Below are 15,917 nucleotides of genomic sequence, written 5' to 3'. Positions count from 1 at the left end.
CTTCGTCGCCGCCACCATGACGGGCCTGGCCAGCGGCAAGGATGAAGTCTATGTCGACGCCATCCAGGCGCTGCGCGACAACCCCGGTTCGGGCGAGCACGGCTTCGTGAACGCCTTCAACCAGTCGCTGAAAGACAACCCGATCCCGGTCGGTCACTAAGCCATGCGCGCCATCGCCCAACCCGCGGTGCTGGCGCTGCGCTCGCTGAGCCTGGCCTACTTCGTGCAGGCCACCGGCGCGCTGTCGGTGGTCGGCGGCCTGGCCGCCATCGGCGCCGCATGGCGGCTCAGCGATGCGCAGAGCGCGCTGCTGATCACCGTGTTCGGCATCACCTTCGCGCTGGCGGCGCCGCTGCTGCAAGTGGCGTTCGGCCACCTGCCGCGGCGGCGCCAGGTGCTGATCGGCCTGTCCGTATTCAGCGCGGCGGCGCTGGTGTTCGCGCTGGCGCCGGACTACCGTGTGCTGTTGTCGGCGCGCGTCGCCATGGGGCTGGGCGCGGCGCTGATCGGTCCCGTGCTGGGTGCGCTGGCGGCCGGTCTGGTCGAGCAGAAGCAGCAGGGCAGCGCCATCGCCATGGTGTTGCTGGGGCTGAGCCTGGCCGGGCTGGTGGGCATGCCGCTGGCGGCATGGGTGGCGCAGGTCTGGGGCGCGCGCGTACTGTTCCTGGGCGTGGCGGCGGCCGGCCTGATGACCGCGCTGTTGATCCGCGCCGCCGTGCCGGCGCAACCGGGCGGCCAGGCCATCACACTGGCGACGCTGGGCCGGGTGCTGTTCGACCCGGTGCTGCTGCCGGCGTATCTGGTGGTGTTCTTCATTGCCGGCGGCGTGTATGCGACCTATGCCTTCATCGCGCCCATCATCCGCGACGTATTTCACGGCAGCGCGCAGACCGTGTCGACGGCGATGGCGGTGCTCGGTGTGGCGGGTGTGGTGGGCAACCTGTTCGTGGTGCGCGCCGCGCGCCGCTACAGCGCCGACGCCATGCTGCTGGCCGGCATGGGGCTGCTGGCGCTGGACCTGGTGCTGCTGATGCTGTTGCCGGCGACACTGGCCGTGCTGTTCGGCGCGCTGCTGCTGTGGGCGTTCGCCACCGACATCGTCTGGCCGTCGCAGCAGCGGCGCATTGTCGAACTGTCGGCCGAGCTGCGCGGCGTGGCGCTGGCGGTGACTGCCTCCTTCGTCTTTGCCGGCATCGCCTTCGGCTCGGCCGTGGCGGGACTGCTGTATCGCTGGCATGGCTACCACGCCAACCTGCTCGGCTCCCTGCTCCTGCTGCTACTGGCCGCCGCCTGCCTGCGCCAACCAGCCTGAAGATTCGGGGTCAGCGCGCGGCGATGGTCACCGGGACGTTGGCGGTGCTGGTGGCGCCGTTGCCGTCGGTGGCAACCAGCTTCAGCGTGTAGGCGCCCGCTTTCGGCGCGGCCCAGCTGACCAGTAGCTGGGTGCCGCTGGCCTGGAACATCATGCCCAGCGGCGCACCGGAAATGCTGACCGAGATCGTGTTGCTGGTGGCGTCGGTGATACGGATCGCGCCGCTCAACGCGCTGCTGGTGGTGCCGCTCAGCGCGCTGGCGGTGATCACCGGACCGCTGCCGCTGGTGCTGACCGGTGTGGTCGTGGTGCCGGTGGCGGCGGCCACCACCACGGTGTACACGCCCTGTCCGCCCAGGCCGGTCTTGCTGTCCTTGGCGGTGACGGTGACCCGGTAGGTGCCGGCCACCGGCGCCGCCCAGCTGACCACGCCGGCGCTGCTGATGCTCATGCCCGACGGCGCGCCGGCCAGGGTGTAGCCGACCGCGTTGGACGCGCTCACCGAGACGGTGAACGACAGCGCGGTGCCGACCTTGGCGTTGATGGTGGCGGAGGTCACCACCGGTGCCGTCTGCACATTCGCGCCGGACAGCGTCGACAACAGCGCACTGACGTTCGGCGTGCCGAGACCGGTGGCGGCGTCATAGCCGGTCTTGGCACTGCAGTCGGCGCAGGTGCCGTTGCTGCCCCTGGTGACGTCGGCAAACACGCTGGCGTAGGTGCCGGGCACGCTGGCGATCTGCGTGTACAGCGTACTGTGCGGCGCCGCCAGCGCGGCCTTGCTGCTCTGCGCGCGCAGCGCGTTGGCGACGGCGATCAGGCCGGCCCATTGCGGCGTCGCCAGGCTGGTGCCGCCGACGCTGGCCCAACGCGTGGTGGTGCTGCCGGAGGCGATGATCGCCACGTACTGGCCACTGTTGGGGTCGGCGTTGAAGGAGACGTCGGCCACGGTGCGGCGCACGGCCGTGCCCATGCCGGGCACGGCATTGGTCTGGTAACTCGGCGTCGCCACATACTGGCTGACGCCGCCGCCGGTGCTGGACCAGGCCACTTCCGAACGCGTGCCGCCGGCGTAGGTCAGGGTGGTGCCGCCCACCGCCAGCACCTTGGCCGATGACGACGGCCACGACACGCCTGCACCGGAGTCGCCGGTGGCGGCCAGATACGTCATGTTGGCCACCGCGAAGGCACTCTCGGCCGAGCTGGTACCGCTGCTTTCAGCGCCGCCGAAGCTCATCGACACCACGCCCGGCCCCATGGCGTTGGCCAGCTTGATGCCGCCCAGCAGGTTGTTGTAACTGGCGCTGTTGGCTTCGATCAGCACGATGCGCGCCAGCGGCGCGGTGGCATGCGCCCACTGCACGTCCAGCGCGATTTCCGTCGCCCAGCCGGAATCGTAGGCCGGCGCGGTGGCGGTCATGCCGCCGCTCGCGCTGCTGTACACCACCGACAGTTCGCAGGCGCTGGCGGAAGCGGCGGCCAGCGGCAGCACGGCGTTGGTGGCGATCGCCTTGGTGCTGCAGGTGGGCAGGCCGAACTTGGCGTTGAACGCGGCCAGCTCGGCGGCCACGTTGGGGTCGTGCTGCGCATCGACGATATAAATGGTCTGGCCGGCGCCCAGCTGGGCGGCCTGGGTGGCGGTCAGATTGCTGAAGCTGGCCGGCAGCGCCGGCAGGCCGTAGGCGGCGCGGATCTGCGCCGGGGTGTAGGTGGCGACCGAGGTGGTGCCGGCCATCGGCGCGGCCGTACCGCTGTCCGACGCCGTCACCGTCAGGCTGCGGTTGGCCTGCACCTGGCGCAGGCCCTGCACCGTCAGCCGGCGCGAGTTCAGGCCGCGGAATTCGGACGGCACGGCCTGGGTGTGCACGGCGGCCGAGCTATCGGCCGGGGTGGTGTCGGCCGGCGTCTCCAGCAACACCGGCGCCATGTGGAAGGCCGGCTGGGCGAACTGCTGCGCATCCTGCTCGGGCAAGCCGCCGGCATCCATCTGCAGCACGGTGGCCGCGGTGGCCAGCGGGGCCGCGCCCTGCACCACGCGGCTGGTATCGGAAATCTGCTCGCTACCGCCGCAAGCGCTCAACAGCGCGGCGATGCAGGTCATGGGCAGGGCTAGACGAATGGAAGCAGGAAGGTATCGCATGGCATCTCACAACAATTACAGGAAGGGGCCAGGAAATACTATCAAATTCCCACACGGAAATATATTGAACCCGGGCTTAAGCGCCACAAAAGACTCGTAAATCTGCGTAAAGACGCGTGACTACAACACTGGAAGCGTTTCAACTTATGGCTATTCCGGTCATCTTTCCTTCTTTTTACGCGATTCTGTAGCTAACCATCGGCCGCCGCCGCTAACAGAAAGTCGCGCAGCAAACGGGCGCTGGGGCCGATGCGCTGCGAATGCACCAGGAAGATTTCCAGCGCGGCGGTCTGCACCTCGGGCAGTACGTGGACCAGCTCGCCTGCGGCGATCAGCGCCGCCGCATCGTAGGCCGGCAGGCGCGCGATGCCCTCGCCGGCCAGCACAAAGGCGAGGCGGGCGGCGGCGCTGTCGGTGGCCACGTCGCCCCGTACCGGTATCTGCAGCTCCTTGCCGTCCACCCGCACAGTGGCGGCGCGCTGGCTGGGCGGATACAGCACCCAGCGATGCTGCTCGAGTTCCGCCGCCGAGGCCGGCGCGCGGTAGCGCCGCAGGTAGGCCGGCGAGGCGCACAGCATGGTGGGCTCGCGCACCAGCCGCCGCGCCACCAGCGCCGAATCGGCCAGCGGCCCGGCGCGCACCGCCAGTTCGATACCGTGCTGCACCAGATCGACGTTGGCATCGTTCATCGCCACGTGCACGCGGATGGCCGGATAACGGCGCCGAAACTCCAGCAGCCCCGGCATGATGCGCTTGCTGCCGAAGTGGTGCGAGCAGGTGATGCGCACCTCGCCGCGCGGCTCGGCGCGCAGCAGCTCCATGCCGCGGATGCCGTCGTGCGCCTCGTCCAGCAGCCGCTCGCAATGGACGCGGAACGCCTCGCCGGCCGGCGTCAGGCTGAAGCTGCGCGTGCTGCGCTGGGCCAGCGGCACGCCCAGCCGCGCTTCCAGCGCGCGGATGTGATGGCTGACCACGGCGCGGGTCAGGCCGAGCGCGCGGGCGCCGGCGGCAAAGCTGCCGCAGCGCACCACGGTGGCGAACACGGCCATGGCGCGCAGCTCATCCAGTATCGGCGACGAATCGCTCATGATTGGCTCATTCGATTTGACATTGCGTCATCTTAGCAGTATCTACCGGAGCGGTGCCAGGCTTCCTATAGTTACATCAACCGCGATGCGTAGCGGATCCCTAACTAAACGGAGGTTATTATGAGCGTCAAACATGTACTGTTTATTTTGACAAACGCAGCCGAGATCGGCCCGAACAAGCGCGCCACCGGCTACTTCTTCCCTGAAGTCGCCCACCCGTACGAAGTGTTCGACCATGCCGGCGTGGCGGTGGAATACGCCTCGCCGCTGGGCGGCGCCATTCCGGAAGACGGCTACGACGCCGCAGATCCGGCCCAGCTGGCGTTCCGCAACAGCGCCGCAATCCGCCGCCTGAACCGCAGCCGCAAACTGGCGGAAGTGGACGTCAACGATTACGACGCCATCTTCTTCCCCGGCGGTCTGGGCCCGATGGTCGACATCGCCGTCGATCCGGAAGTGAAGCGCGTGGTGGCGCGCGCCTGGGAAGCCGGCAAGATTGTCGCCGCCGTCTGCCATGGTCCGGCCGCCTTCCTCGGCGTCAAGCTGGAAGACGGCACCTCGCTGGTCTACGGCCGCAAGCTGACCTCGTTCTCCAACGCCGAAGAAGCCGGCTACGCCCAGGCCGACGTGCCGTTCAACCTGGAAGACGCGCTGAAAGCCGAAGGCGCGCAGTACGCTTCCGCCGATGTGTGGCAGGAGAAGGTCGTGGTCGATGGCCGTCTGATGACCGGCCAGAACCCGGCCTCGGGCGGTCCGCTGGCCAAGGAAATCGTCAAGGCGCTGAAAGGCCAGGCATGAGCGCCGGCGAAATCACGGTGGTCGCGCGCTGGCAACCGGCCGACGGCCAGCATGACGAAGTGCGGGCCATCCTGGCCGAACTGCGTCCGGCCTCACTGGCCGAGCCGGGCTGCCTGGGCTACGAGGTCTACCTCGCCGTCGATGCGCCGTACTGCCTGCTGCTGATCGAGCGCTACCGCGACCAGGCGGCGATCGAAGCGCACCGCCAGTCGGCGCACTACCAGGCGCTGGTGGTGCAGCGCGCCCTGCCGCTGCTGGCCGACCGCAAGGTCGAGCTGCTGCAGGCGCAGGCGTAAAAAAAGTCCGCCGGCACAGCACGTGCCGGCGGCACCATTTGAGGTTGCCAGGTTGAGAGAGCAAGCGCGGGCTGGTTTTCTTATGGGGCTATAATGCGCATTCGTCCTCACATTTCTGATGCGCATTCATCATGAAATCTTCCAGCGCTCCATTAAAGCTGTCTGCAAAAAAGGCAACCAACATCACGTTGTCGATGGATGTGTACCAAGCTGCGAAAAGCCTGGGCATTAACATCTCCCAAGTCTGCGAACAACGCTTGCGTGAAGAGATCCAATCGCGCAAGGAACAGCAATGGAATGAGGAACATGCCGATTTTCTGGCGGCCTACAATCAGCGAGTAGAGAAGGAGGGCGTGGCGCTTGAAGAGTGGCGGTCTTTCTGATGGGCCGCTTCGATATTTTCGCTAACCCGGGACGGAACCGCAGCAATATCCCTTATCTCGTTGATGTGCAAAGCAATGTAATCAGCGGGTTGGCGACGCGAATCGTTGTTCCGCTCCGCCCCTTATCGGCTTTTTCGTCGATGGATGTTTCCACCAGACCTGTTTCCTATTATCGTGGTCAATGGCGAAGATCATGTCATGGACACCCCACAACTTGGCGCCATTCCGTTAAGCGAACTTAAAGTCAATGTCGCATCGGCCCGCGCATATCAGTTGGAAATTCAGGGCGCCCTGGACAGGGTTTTTGGCGCATACTAGCCCGCTCCCCCTGCACGTCAAATTACAAAAAAGCCCTGTAGATCAACGACCTACAGGGCTTAGTTTACAAATTAAAGATTAGTGCGTGTCAGAACGGAATATCGTCATCCATATCCGAGAAGTTCGGTGCCGGGCGCGGGGCTGGACGTGGCGCTGGGGCCGGGGCCGCCATTTGCGGACGCGGGGCCGGAGCCTGGCGCTGTGGCGGGGCGTCGTAGCCGCCACCACCGCCGCCGCTGTAACCGCCGCCGTCATCCATGCCGGCGTCGCCGCCCATGCCTTGACGGCCGCCCAGCATCTGCATGTTTTCCGCGATGATGTCGGTGGCGTATTTCTCGACGCCGTCCTTGTCGGTGTATTTACGCGTCTGCAAACGACCTTCGACGTAGACCGAAGAACCTTTCTTCAGGTACTGGCCCACCACTTCCGCCAGACGGCCGAAGAAGGAGATGCGGTGCCACTCGGTCAGCTCTTTCTGCTCGCCGGTGTTGCGGTCCTTGGTGCGGTACGACGTCGCCACCGCGATGTTGGCGATCGCGTCACCGCTGGGCATGTAGCGAATTTCCGGATCGCGACCCAGATTGCCGACGATGATGACTTTGTTGACTGATGCCATGTTAATAAGACTCCCTGAGTTACGACCTCCGCCGCGGGCGCGGCGGGCTTCAAATGCAAACGAAGAATTATAGACCAAGCCCACATCCGGCCTAGCATTTTTGCGGTCCGTCCCCACATGTTCGCTTCGTCCGCCAGTTGAGCCAGTGCAAGAAAATACTGGTATTATATACAGTGCAGCGCCGCCACACCACGATCTGGCGCAAGGTCGGCGCATATATCCAAACCCAGCTATAGTAACGGGTTGACTCTAAAGGCCAAAAATCCCATGGAACAGATCCGCATCCGCGGCGCACGCACGCATAACCTGAAAAACATCAATCTCGACCTGCCACGCAACAAGCTGATCGTGATCACCGGCTTGTCCGGGTCCGGCAAGTCTTCGCTGGCGTTTGACACCTTGTATGCGGAAGGCCAGCGCCGCTATGTGGAATCGCTGTCGGCCTACGCGCGCCAGTTCCTGCAGCTGATGGAGAAGCCCGACGTCGACATGATCGAAGGTCTGTCGCCGGCCATTTCGATCGAGCAGAAGGCCACCTCGCACAACCCGCGTTCGACCGTCGGCACCGTGACCGAGATCCATGACTACCTGCGTCTGTTGTATGCGCGCGTCGGCACGCCGTACTGCATCAACCACCCCGACCAGGCGCTGGCCGCGCAGACCGTGTCGCAGATGGTGGACGCGGTGCTGGCCCTGCCGCAGGACACCAAGCTGATGATCCTGGCGCCGGTCGTCGCCAACCGCAAGGGCGAGCACTCCGACCTGTTCGAGCAGATGCAGGCGCAGGGCTTCATCCGCTTCCGCATCCAGAGCGGCACGCACGAGGCCAAGATCTATGAAGTCGACGATCTGCCCAAGCTGAAGAAAACCGAGAAGCACACCATCGACGTGGTGATCGACCGCGTCAAGGTCAACGCCGACATCAAGCAGCGCCTGGCCGAGAGCTTCGAGACCGCGCTGCGCCTGGCCGACGGCCGCGCCGTGGCGCTGGAGATGGACAGCGGCACGGAACACGTCTACTCCAACAAGTTCGCCTGCAATATCTGCGGCTACTCGCTGCAGGAACTGGAGCCGCGCCTGTTCTCCTTCAATAACCCGATGGGCGCCTGCCCCGAGTGCGACGGCCTCGGTCACATCGAGTTCTTCGATCCGAAACGCATCGTCGCCTTCCCGAACCTGTCGCTGGCTTCCGGCGCGGTCAAGGGGTGGGACCGCCGCAACCAGTTCTACTACCAGCTGCTGTCCAACCTGGCCGCCTATTACGACTTCGACCTCGACGTGCCGTTCGAAAAGCTGCCGAAGACTGCGCAGGACGTGGTGCTGAACGGTTCCGGCAAGACCAACATCCCGTTCACCTACGTCAATGAGCGCGGCCGCACCGTGGTCAAGGAACACACCTTCGAGGGCGTGGTCAACAACCTGGCGCGCCGCTACCGCGAAACCGATTCGATGGCGGTGAAAGAGGAACTGGCCAAGTTCATCAACGAGAAGAAGTGCCCGTCGTGCGACGGCGCGCGCCTGCGCGTGGAAGCGCGCTACGTGAAGGTCGGCAGCGGCAAGCAGGAAAAGGCGATCTACGAGATCGCCGAAAAGCCGCTGCGCGAATCGCTGTCCTTCTTCGAGCAACTGAAGCTGCGCGGCGCGAAAAAGGAAATCGCCGACCGCGTGATCAAGGAAATCATCTCGCGCCTGCAGTTCCTGAATAACGTCGGCCTGGATTACCTGTCGCTGGACCGCAGCGCCGACACGCTGTCGGGCGGTGAGGCGCAGCGTATCCGTCTGGCCTCGCAGATCGGCTCCGGTCTGACCGGCGTGATGTACGTGCTGGACGAGCCGTCGATCGGCCTGCACCAGCGCGACAACGACCGCCTGATCGACACGCTGAAGCACCTGCGCGACATCGGCAACAGCGTGCTGGTGGTGGAGCACGATGAGGACGCGATCCGCACCGCCGACTACATCGTCGACATGGGACCGGGCGCCGGCGTGCATGGCGGCGACGTGATCGCCGCCGGTTCGCTCAAGGACATCCTGAAGAACAAGAAATCGCTGACCGCGCAGTACCTGAGCGGCGCGCGCAAGATCGAGGTGCCGAAGAAGCGCCACCAGGCCGATCCGGACAAGCAGCTGGTGATCAGCGGCGCCACCGGCAACAACCTGAAGAAGGTCAGCCTCAAGCTGCCGGTGGGCCTGATGACCTGCGTGACGGGCGTCTCCGGCTCAGGGAAATCGACGCTGATCAACGACACGCTGTTCCCGGCCCTGTCGCGCCACCTGTACGGCTCGCAGACCGAGCCGGCGCCGCACGACAGCATCAGCGGCCTGGAACACTTCGACAAGGTGATCTCGGTCGACCAGGCGCCGATCGGCCGCACGCCGCGTTCGAATCCGGCCACCTACACCGGCCTGTTCACGCCGATCCGCGACCTGTTCGCCACCGTGCCGACCGCGAAGGAACGCGGCTACAGCGCCGGCCGTTTCTCGTTCAACGTCAAGGGCGGCCGCTGCGAAGCCTGCCAGGGCGACGGCGTGCTGAAGGTCGAGATGCACTTCCTGCCGGACGTCTACGTGCCGTGCGACGTCTGCCACGGCAAGCGCTATAACCGCGAGACGCTGGAAGTCCACTACAAGGGCAAGAACATCACCGAGATCCTCGACATGACGGTCGAAGATGCGCACGAGTTCTTCAAGCCGGTGCCGGTCATCGCGCGCAAGCTGCACACGCTGCTGGACGTGGGTCTGGGCTACATCAAGCTGGGTCAGAGCGCCACCACGCTGTCGGGCGGGGAGGCGCAGCGCGTCAAGCTGTCGCTGGAACTGTCCAAGCGCGACACCGGCCGCACGCTGTACATCCTGGACGAGCCGACCACCGGTCTGCACTTCCACGACATCGACCTGCTGCTGAAGGTGATCCACCGCCTGCGCGACCAGGGCAATACGCTGGTCATCATCGAGCACAATCTCGACGTGATCAAGACCGCCGACTGGATCGTCGACCTGGGTCCGGAGGGCGGCGCCGGTGGCGGCCAGATCATCGCCACCGGTGCGCCGGAAGACGTGGCCAAGAACCCGGCCAGCGTCACCGGCAAATACCTGGTGCCGCTGTTGAAGTAACATGAAACGGGACGCCGGCCTCACGCGCATCGATCACATGATCGACATCGTGCAGCAGTATCTGCCGCACGATGCGCGCGTGGAGACGACGATCCCGTTTCTGTCGTTGATCCGTTCCTCGCACCCGACGGCGCTCACGCGCGGGGTGCTCAAACCTTCCTGCTGCATCATCCTCCAGGGCCACAAACGGCTGCACCTGGCCGACACAGTGCTCGATTACGGCCCGGGTGAATACCTGGCCGTATCGCTCGATCTGGCCGCGGCCGGGCAGATCGTCAACGCCACACCCGACCATCCCTATCTGCTGCTGAACCTCGCGCTCGATCCGCAGGAAATTGCCGCCATCGTGCTGGAAGCGCAGATCGCCATCGATACACAGCAACCGGTGCGCGGCGCCTACATCGGACGCACCGATGCCGAACTGCAGGAGACCTTGTACAAGCTGGTGCGCCTGCTGCAGGCGCCTTCGGCGGAAGCGGCCTTCCTGGCCGTGGGCCTGAAGCGCGAAATCATCTACCGTCTGCTGACCGGCGCCGACGGCCGCCAGTTGTACCAGAACATCGTGCTGGACCAGCAGGACCGCGGCATCAGCAAGGCCATTGCCTGGCTCAAGGACCATTACGACCAGCCGGTCAAGGTGGAAGACCTGGCGCAGGCCACCAACATGAGTGTCTCCAGTCTGCATCACCGTTTCAAGGCGGTGACCACCATGGGGCCGATGCAGTATCAAAAACAGCTGCGCCTGCAGCAAGCGCGTACACTGCTCCTGAACGGCGACATGGACGCCACCACCGCCGCCTACCGGGTCGGCTACGAGAGCGCCTCCCAGTTCAGCCGCGAATACCGGCGCCTGTTCGGTGCACCGCCGATGCAGGACATGAAAAAGCTCAGACCCGCCAGCGGAGACGTGCCGCCATGAAGATCGACAAGAAGCACCTGCTGCCCCTGTGCGTGGGGCTGTTCATCTTTGGCCTGGTGATGGTGATGGCCACGCGGGCCTGGTCGGAACGCCAGCGCCAGCTCGACTTCATCACCGATTTCTACCGCGACCACCTTTCCCGCCCGGAGGCGCGCAGCGCCAGCCAGCTGCCGGGCGGCTCGTTTTTTTCGAAGGAACTGGAAGCCCTGGTCGACGCCAACAGCCAGCTGTGCGACAGCCTGTCGCGCGGCGACGATGTCTGCGGCTATGGCGCCGATGGCGATGTCTTCATGCAGGCGCAGGAAGTGGCGCCCAGTCTGGACTTCGAACGCGCCGGCTTCAAGGCCGCCCGCGTCGGCGACAATCTGATCGAAGCCAGTTTCAATGTGCATCCGGATCTCGGCGACGCTTACGCGCGCAAGGTGCGTTACGCGCTGGTGCGCGAGGACAGCGGCTGGCGCGTGGACGACATGCTGTTCGACGGCGGCTCGATGCGCCAGGAGCTACAGCGCGAGAATAACAAGATCCTGGCCCGCGCGCGCGAACTGGCCGATGCGGCGGGCTGGGTCTACAACTATCTGGGCCACGAAGACATGCTGGATCGCGCGGTGCGCTTCATCGATTTTCCGGTACAGGTATGCGATGCCTACGATGCCTGCGCGGCGCTGAAGCGCGACGATCCGCGCCTGATGCCGGCGCTCGATGCGCTGGGCGATGCCGCCGCCGCCAACAGCGCCGGCTTTCTGCCCAAGCCGGGGCAGGTGCAGGCCAGCGACGGCAAGGTCGTCGCCGTCGGTCCGCTGGACTTCACCTTCAAGCACCGTGCCTGGTGGGTCACGAAGATCGACCTGCGCCGCGCTCCGCAACCCGATCCGTAATTACGCCTTCTTCTGGCTGGCCACCCACTCCTTGATGTGGGATTCCAGCACATCCATCGGCAGCGCGCCGGCGCCCAGCACCTGGTCGTGGAAGGCGCGGATGTCGAAGCGGTCTCCCAGCTCCTTGCGCGCGTAGTCGCGCAGTTCGAGGATCTTCAACTGGCCGATCTTGTAGCCCAGCGCCTGGCCGGGCCAGACGATATAGCGGTCGGTCTCGCTCTGCACTTCCACTTCCTCGATGCCCGAGTGGTCATGGAAGAAATCGACCACCTGCTGGCGGCTCCACTGCTTGTAATGCAGGCCGGTGTCCACCACCAGACGGATCGCGCGCAGCATCTCGTCCTGCAGGTGGCCGTAGTAGCTGTACGGGTCCTGATAAAAGCCCAGTTCCTCGCCCAGCCGCTCCGAGTACAGCGCCCAGCCCTCCGCATAGGCGGTGTAGTTGCCCTGCTGGCGGAAGTCCGGCAGTCCCTTGATCTCCTGCGCGATGGTCAGCTGCATGTGATGTCCCGGCACGCCTTCGTGCAGCGCCGTGGTTTCGATGCTCATGGTGGAACGGTGCTCGAAGTCGCCGGTGTTGACCATCACGCGGCCGGGGCGCTTGCCGTCCGGGGAGCCGGGCAGGTAGGAAGCGCCGGGCGCGCCCTTCTCGCGGAACTCTTCCACCGGCTTGATTTCGACCTTATTCTGCGGCAGCACGCCGAACTGGTTGGGCAGCTGCGCGTACATCTGATCGGTGTACTTCTGATACAGGTCGATGATCTGCTGGCGCGATTTCGGATGCAGGGCCGGATTGGCCGCCACCGCCTTGTTGAACGCTTTCAGGTCGCTGTAGCCCAGCTTCTGCGCGGTGGCCAGCATCTGTCCTTCGATACGCTTCACTTCCGACAGGCCCAGTTGATGGATCTCTTCCGGCGACATGTCGGTGGTGGTGGAATTCTTGGCCTTGAAGGCGTAGCGCGCCGCGCCTTCCGGCAGCGACCACATGCCCACATCCTTGCGTCCGTACGGCAGGTACTTGGTCTTGGTGTAGACGGCCAGCTTCTTGTAGGCCGGCGCCACGTCCTTCTGTACCGCCGCCAGCAGTTCCTTGCTCAGGCGCGCCTTGTCGGCGGCGGAAAACTCTTTGGGGAATTTCTTCAGCGGTTCGGCATACGGCGAATCGGCCGGCTTCATCGCCGCCACGTCCTCGCACTGTTTGACGATCTGCGGGATCAGGAATTTCGGCGGCATCAAATGATCCTTGACGCCCTTCTCCATCTGCACCTGGGTCTCGGCGAACAGCTTGGGCAACGCGTGCAGACGCTTGATGTAATCCTCGTAATCCTTGACACTCTCGAACGACATCGCCGAGACGATCTGCGGCAGGTCCAGGTGCACGCCGGAGTTCTGCGCCAGCGGCATCTCCCAATCCTTGAAGCGGGCGCCGTCCACGGTCTGGTGCAGCTGGCGCAGCATCAGTTCGCGGTTCAGCTGCTCCTGCAGCGGGAAGCCGCTGGTGTCGATCGCCTCGAAGCGCTTGAGGAAGTCGGCATTGGCCTTCAGGTCGGCCTCAATGCCGGCCTGCGAGAAGTCGGACCAGCGGTCGTTGTAGCGCTTGTCGTTCAGCAGCGAGGCCCATTCGGGGCTGGTGCGCAGGGTGTATTCCCACTGTTCCTTCAGCAGGCTGTTGAGGGCCGCGCGGCGCGCTTCCAGGTCGGGAGCGGCGGTGTCGGCATGGGCCACGCCCAGGATCAGGGAAAACAACAAGGCGCTGGCGGCGCCGATACGGGTGGTCGTTGTCATGTTGGCCTATCAAAAAATGTGTTGAGCGTGCACTGTAACGGCCGCCGCGCGCCAGCGTCCGGCAATTGTGACGGAATGCCAAAACACCGGCATGGATTGCATAATCCTGCGACAGGCAGAATCAGGCAAACATGCGGCAGAAACCCCACTGATGCGGCGCGGCCGGAATTCCTAGAATGGTTCTCATCGAAGTCCAACCCAGGAGTCCATCATGCATACCATCGATACGGTTTATATCAACGGCCAATTCGTCACCCCGCACGGCACCGAGATGTTCGAGCTGGTCAACCCAACCACCGGCCAGGTTGATGGCCAGGTGCGCCTCGGCGACGTCGAGGATACGCGCCGCGCGATTGCCGCTGCCAAGGCGGCCTTCCCGGCCTTCTCGCGCAGCAGCAAGGCCGAACGCGGCGCCATCCTCGAACGCCTGCACAAGGCCGTGCTGGCGCGCGCCGACGAGGCCGCGCTGGCCCAGGTCGAGGAATACGGCGGCCCGGTCAACACCAGCGTCAACCGCGCGCGCTACACCGCGCAGATGTTTTTGGACGTGAAAAAGGTGATGGCAGAGCACGACTTCGTGCGCACCGTCAGCAAGTCCAAGGTCAAGCTGGAGGCGGTGGGCGTGGTCGGCATCATCACGCCCTGGAATTCCAGCGCCTGGTTCGTCGCCAACAAGGTGGCCACCGCCATCGCGGCCGGCTGCACGGTGGTGGTCAAGCCCAGTGAGCTGAGCGCGCGCCAGAACCAGATCCTGATCGAAGCGTTCCACGCGGCCGAACTGCCGCCGGGCGTGGTCAACGTCGTCAACGGCCGCGGCGACGTGGTGGGCGCCGAGATCAGCGTCCATCCCGATATCACCAAGATTTCCTTCACCGGCTCCACCGCGGTCGGCAAGGGTATTGCGGGCCTGGGCGTCGACACCATGAAGCGCGTGTCGCTGGAACTGGGCGGCAAAAGCGCCAACGTCATTCTCGACGACGCCGACTTCGCCAAGGCGATTCCCATGGCGGTGGCCGCCTGCTACATGAACAACGGGCAGGCCTGCATCGCCGGCTCGCGCCTGCTGGTGCCGGCGCACCGCCTGGAAGAAGTCAAGATGCTGGCCAAACTGGCGGCGGAAGCGGTGGTCGTCGGCGATCCGCACGATAGCAAGGTGGCGCTGGGTCCGCTGGTCACGCACAAGCAGTTCGAGCGCGTGCAGAACTACATCCGCATCGGCATCGAAGAAGGCGCCGAGCTGGTGACGGGCGGCCTGGGCAAACCAGCAGGGTTGGAAGCCGGTTACTTCGTCAAGCCGACCGTGTTTGCCGGCGTGACGCCGGAGATGACCATCGCCAAGGAAGAAATCTTCGGCCCGGTGCTGTCCATCATGACTTACCGGACCGAGGAAGAGGCCATCGCCATCGCCAACGGCACCCAGTACGGCCTGCATGCCTACGTCAGCTCGACCGACCTCGAGCGCGCCAACCGCATGGCCGACCAGTTGATCGCCGGCCGCGTGCACATCAACGGCATCCATGACGATTTGCTGGCGCCGTTCGGCGGCTTCAAGCAATCAGGCATCGGCCGCGAGTTCGGCGAGTATGGCCTGGATTCCTACCTGGAAGCCAAGGCTATCCTGGGCGAAACGGCGCAGTATCGTTAAGCAGATCGCCGACCTGGCGGAACACCCTGGCCGGTTGCTCCGCCAGCAGGACATCGAGCTGGTTGTAGCCCCACGCCACGGCGCCGAAAGCGATGCCGGCTTCGGCGGCGGCGCGTGCGTCGCGGAGTTCATCGCCGATCAGGATGGCATCGTCAGCGGCGATGCCGGTGACGGCCAGCACCTTGCGCAGCTTCGACGGCTTGCCGAACAGCGAAGCCCCGCACTCGACCTGGCTGAACAGGGCTGTGATCTGCGGCCCCAGCGTGGTCCGCACATTGCTCAGCGAGTTGGAGCTGACAATGGCCAGCAGCACGCCGCGCGCGCGCAGTTCGCGCAGGACCGCTTCCATGCCATCGAACAGCCGCACCTCGTGCAGACATTGTGCCATGCGCGAACGCATGAAGGCGGCGATCATCGGCACCTTCCACGGCGGGATGCCATGCAGAGCCATCAGCCGGCGCGCATCGAGATGACGCAGCGGCAGGCTGCGGTCCAAGCGCCGGAAGCCATATTTGCCGGCCGCCTCGTCGAATATGCGCAGGAACACCGGCAGCGTGGCCGCCAGGGTGCCGTCGAAATCGAAGATGAAGAGCTTGCGGTTCAAACCGTCCTCAAAAAATGGCGA

The 15,917-nt window shown here is 65.0% G+C and carries 14 protein-coding genes and 1 pseudogene; 10 read left to right on the top strand and 5 right to left on the bottom strand.

The genetic code is table 11. From position 1 onward, the window contains the following. Window positions 1-163: 163 nt before the first annotated feature. Window positions 164-1,312 carry an MFS transporter gene (locus tag E4L98_RS22335; protein WP_135203745.1) on the top strand — a complete coding sequence of 383 codons (1,149 nt, stop codon included), beginning with the start codon at window positions 164-166 and terminating at the stop codon, window positions 1,310-1,312. A 10-nt stretch (window positions 1,313-1,322) separates the two neighbouring features. Here the strand turns inward: E4L98_RS22335 and E4L98_RS22330 are convergent, their stop codons facing one another. Together E4L98_RS22330 and E4L98_RS22325 are read right to left on the bottom strand one after the other, a co-directional pair. After that, complete coding sequence (locus E4L98_RS22330) at window positions 1,323-3,452, bottom strand: S53 family peptidase (protein WP_229257514.1); 2,130 nt, start codon at window positions 3,450-3,452, stop codon at window positions 1,323-1,325. 191 nt (window positions 3,453-3,643) lie between these two features. Further along, window positions 3,644-4,540, bottom strand: coding sequence for a LysR family transcriptional regulator (locus E4L98_RS22325; protein ID WP_135203744.1), 897 nt, complete (start codon window positions 4,538-4,540; stop codon window positions 3,644-3,646). A gap of 120 nt (window positions 4,541-4,660) precedes the next feature. Between E4L98_RS22325 and E4L98_RS22320 the strand changes: the two genes are divergently transcribed. From E4L98_RS22320 to E4L98_RS22300, 5 genes and pseudogenes are all read left to right on the top strand, one after another. Beyond that, a complete protein-coding gene (locus tag E4L98_RS22320) occupies window positions 4,661-5,338 on the top strand; it encodes a type 1 glutamine amidotransferase domain-containing protein (protein WP_135203743.1) in 678 nt (225 codons plus the stop codon). Beyond that, on the top strand, window positions 5,335-5,634 hold the full coding sequence (locus E4L98_RS22315; RefSeq protein ID WP_135203742.1) for a putative quinol monooxygenase: 300 nt from the start codon (window positions 5,335-5,337) through the stop codon (window positions 5,632-5,634). Before E4L98_RS22320 ends, E4L98_RS22315 begins: the two co-directional genes overlap by 4 nt. A gap of 131 nt (window positions 5,635-5,765) precedes the next feature. Continuing rightward, the gene (locus tag E4L98_RS22310) at window positions 5,766-6,017 is read left to right on the top strand and encodes a type II toxin-antitoxin system CcdA family antitoxin (RefSeq protein ID WP_135203741.1); all 252 of its coding nucleotides are present in this window, start codon (window positions 5,766-5,768) and stop codon (window positions 6,015-6,017) included. Next, window positions 6,017-6,145 (top strand): annotated as a pseudogene (locus tag E4L98_RS31325) (CcdB family protein); the annotation flags it as partial. The gene E4L98_RS22310 and the pseudogene E4L98_RS31325, both read left to right, overlap by 1 nt. 16 nt (window positions 6,146-6,161) lie before the next feature. Further along, a complete protein-coding gene (locus tag E4L98_RS22300) occupies window positions 6,162-6,335 on the top strand; it encodes a CcdB family protein (RefSeq protein ID WP_135203739.1) in 174 nt (57 codons plus the stop codon). Between the two features lie 88 nt (window positions 6,336-6,423). On the opposite strand, the gene ssb is transcribed toward E4L98_RS22300, so the two are convergent. Beyond that, on the bottom strand, window positions 6,424-6,951 hold the full coding sequence (ssb, locus tag E4L98_RS22295) for a single-stranded DNA-binding protein (protein ID WP_135203738.1): 528 nt from the start codon (window positions 6,949-6,951) through the stop codon (window positions 6,424-6,426). Between the two features lie 267 nt (window positions 6,952-7,218). Between ssb and uvrA the strand changes: the two genes are divergently transcribed. From uvrA to E4L98_RS22280, 3 genes are read left to right on the top strand one after another with little or no spacing between them, the layout of a single operon-like run. Continuing rightward, the gene (gene uvrA, locus E4L98_RS22290) at window positions 7,219-10,065 is read left to right on the top strand and encodes an excinuclease ABC subunit UvrA (RefSeq protein WP_135203737.1); all 2,847 of its coding nucleotides are present in this window, start codon (window positions 7,219-7,221) and stop codon (window positions 10,063-10,065) included. Between the two features lies 1 nt (window position 10,066). Beyond that, the gene (locus E4L98_RS22285; protein WP_205746808.1) at window positions 10,067-10,984 is read left to right on the top strand and encodes an AraC family transcriptional regulator; all 918 of its coding nucleotides are present in this window, start codon (window positions 10,067-10,069) and stop codon (window positions 10,982-10,984) included. Next, window positions 10,981-11,862 carry a hypothetical protein gene (locus tag E4L98_RS22280; RefSeq protein ID WP_135203736.1) on the top strand — a complete coding sequence of 294 codons (882 nt, stop codon included), beginning with the start codon at window positions 10,981-10,983 and terminating at the stop codon, window positions 11,860-11,862. Before E4L98_RS22285 ends, E4L98_RS22280 begins: the two co-directional genes overlap by 4 nt. On the opposite strand, the gene E4L98_RS22275 is transcribed toward E4L98_RS22280, so the two are convergent. Continuing rightward, a complete protein-coding gene (locus tag E4L98_RS22275; protein WP_135203735.1) occupies window positions 11,863-13,647 on the bottom strand; it encodes a DUF885 domain-containing protein in 1,785 nt (594 codons plus the stop codon). 211 nt (window positions 13,648-13,858) lie between these two features. Between E4L98_RS22275 and E4L98_RS22270 the strand changes: the two genes are divergently transcribed. Next, on the top strand, window positions 13,859-15,292 hold the full coding sequence (locus E4L98_RS22270; RefSeq protein WP_135203734.1) for an aldehyde dehydrogenase family protein: 1,434 nt from the start codon (window positions 13,859-13,861) through the stop codon (window positions 15,290-15,292). Here E4L98_RS22270 and E4L98_RS22265 read toward each other — a convergent pair. Next, a complete protein-coding gene (locus E4L98_RS22265; protein WP_135203733.1) occupies window positions 15,261-15,896 on the bottom strand; it encodes an HAD hydrolase-like protein in 636 nt (211 codons plus the stop codon). The genes E4L98_RS22270 and E4L98_RS22265 overlap by 32 nt on opposite strands. Between the last annotated feature and the right edge of the window lie 21 nt (window positions 15,897-15,917).

The organism is Duganella callida (assembly GCF_004614165.1).
Taxonomy (GTDB): Bacteria; Pseudomonadota; Gammaproteobacteria; order Burkholderiales; family Burkholderiaceae_D; genus Rugamonas; species Rugamonas callida.
The sequence above is the reverse complement of the archived record's forward strand: the minus strand, read 5'-3'. Positions and strand labels throughout refer to the sequence as shown.

Coding starts and splice junctions, on each gene's coding strand:
- E4L98_RS22335 (WP_135203745.1), top strand. CDS start 164: ATGCGCGCCATCGCCCAACCCGCGGTGCTGGCGCTGCGCTCGCTGAGC.
- E4L98_RS22330 (WP_229257514.1), bottom strand. CDS start 3,452: ATGCGATACCTTCCTGCTTCCATTCGTCTAGCCCTGCCCATGACCTGC.
- E4L98_RS22325 (WP_135203744.1), bottom strand. CDS start 4,540: ATGAGCGATTCGTCGCCGATACTGGATGAGCTGCGCGCCATGGCCGTG.
- E4L98_RS22320 (WP_135203743.1), top strand. CDS start 4,661: ATGAGCGTCAAACATGTACTGTTTATTTTGACAAACGCAGCCGAGATC.
- E4L98_RS22315 (WP_135203742.1), top strand. CDS start 5,335: ATGAGCGCCGGCGAAATCACGGTGGTCGCGCGCTGGCAACCGGCCGAC.
- E4L98_RS22310 (WP_135203741.1), top strand. CDS start 5,766: ATGAAATCTTCCAGCGCTCCATTAAAGCTGTCTGCAAAAAAGGCAACC.
- E4L98_RS22300 (WP_135203739.1), top strand. CDS start 6,162: ATGTTTCCACCAGACCTGTTTCCTATTATCGTGGTCAATGGCGAAGAT.
- ssb (WP_135203738.1), bottom strand. CDS start 6,951: ATGGCATCAGTCAACAAAGTCATCATCGTCGGCAATCTGGGTCGCGAT.
- uvrA (WP_135203737.1), top strand. CDS start 7,219: ATGGAACAGATCCGCATCCGCGGCGCACGCACGCATAACCTGAAAAAC.
- E4L98_RS22285 (WP_205746808.1), top strand. CDS start 10,067: ATGAAACGGGACGCCGGCCTCACGCGCATCGATCACATGATCGACATC.
- E4L98_RS22280 (WP_135203736.1), top strand. CDS start 10,981: ATGAAGATCGACAAGAAGCACCTGCTGCCCCTGTGCGTGGGGCTGTTC.
- E4L98_RS22275 (WP_135203735.1), bottom strand. CDS start 13,647: ATGACAACGACCACCCGTATCGGCGCCGCCAGCGCCTTGTTGTTTTCC.
- E4L98_RS22270 (WP_135203734.1), top strand. CDS start 13,859: ATGCATACCATCGATACGGTTTATATCAACGGCCAATTCGTCACCCCG.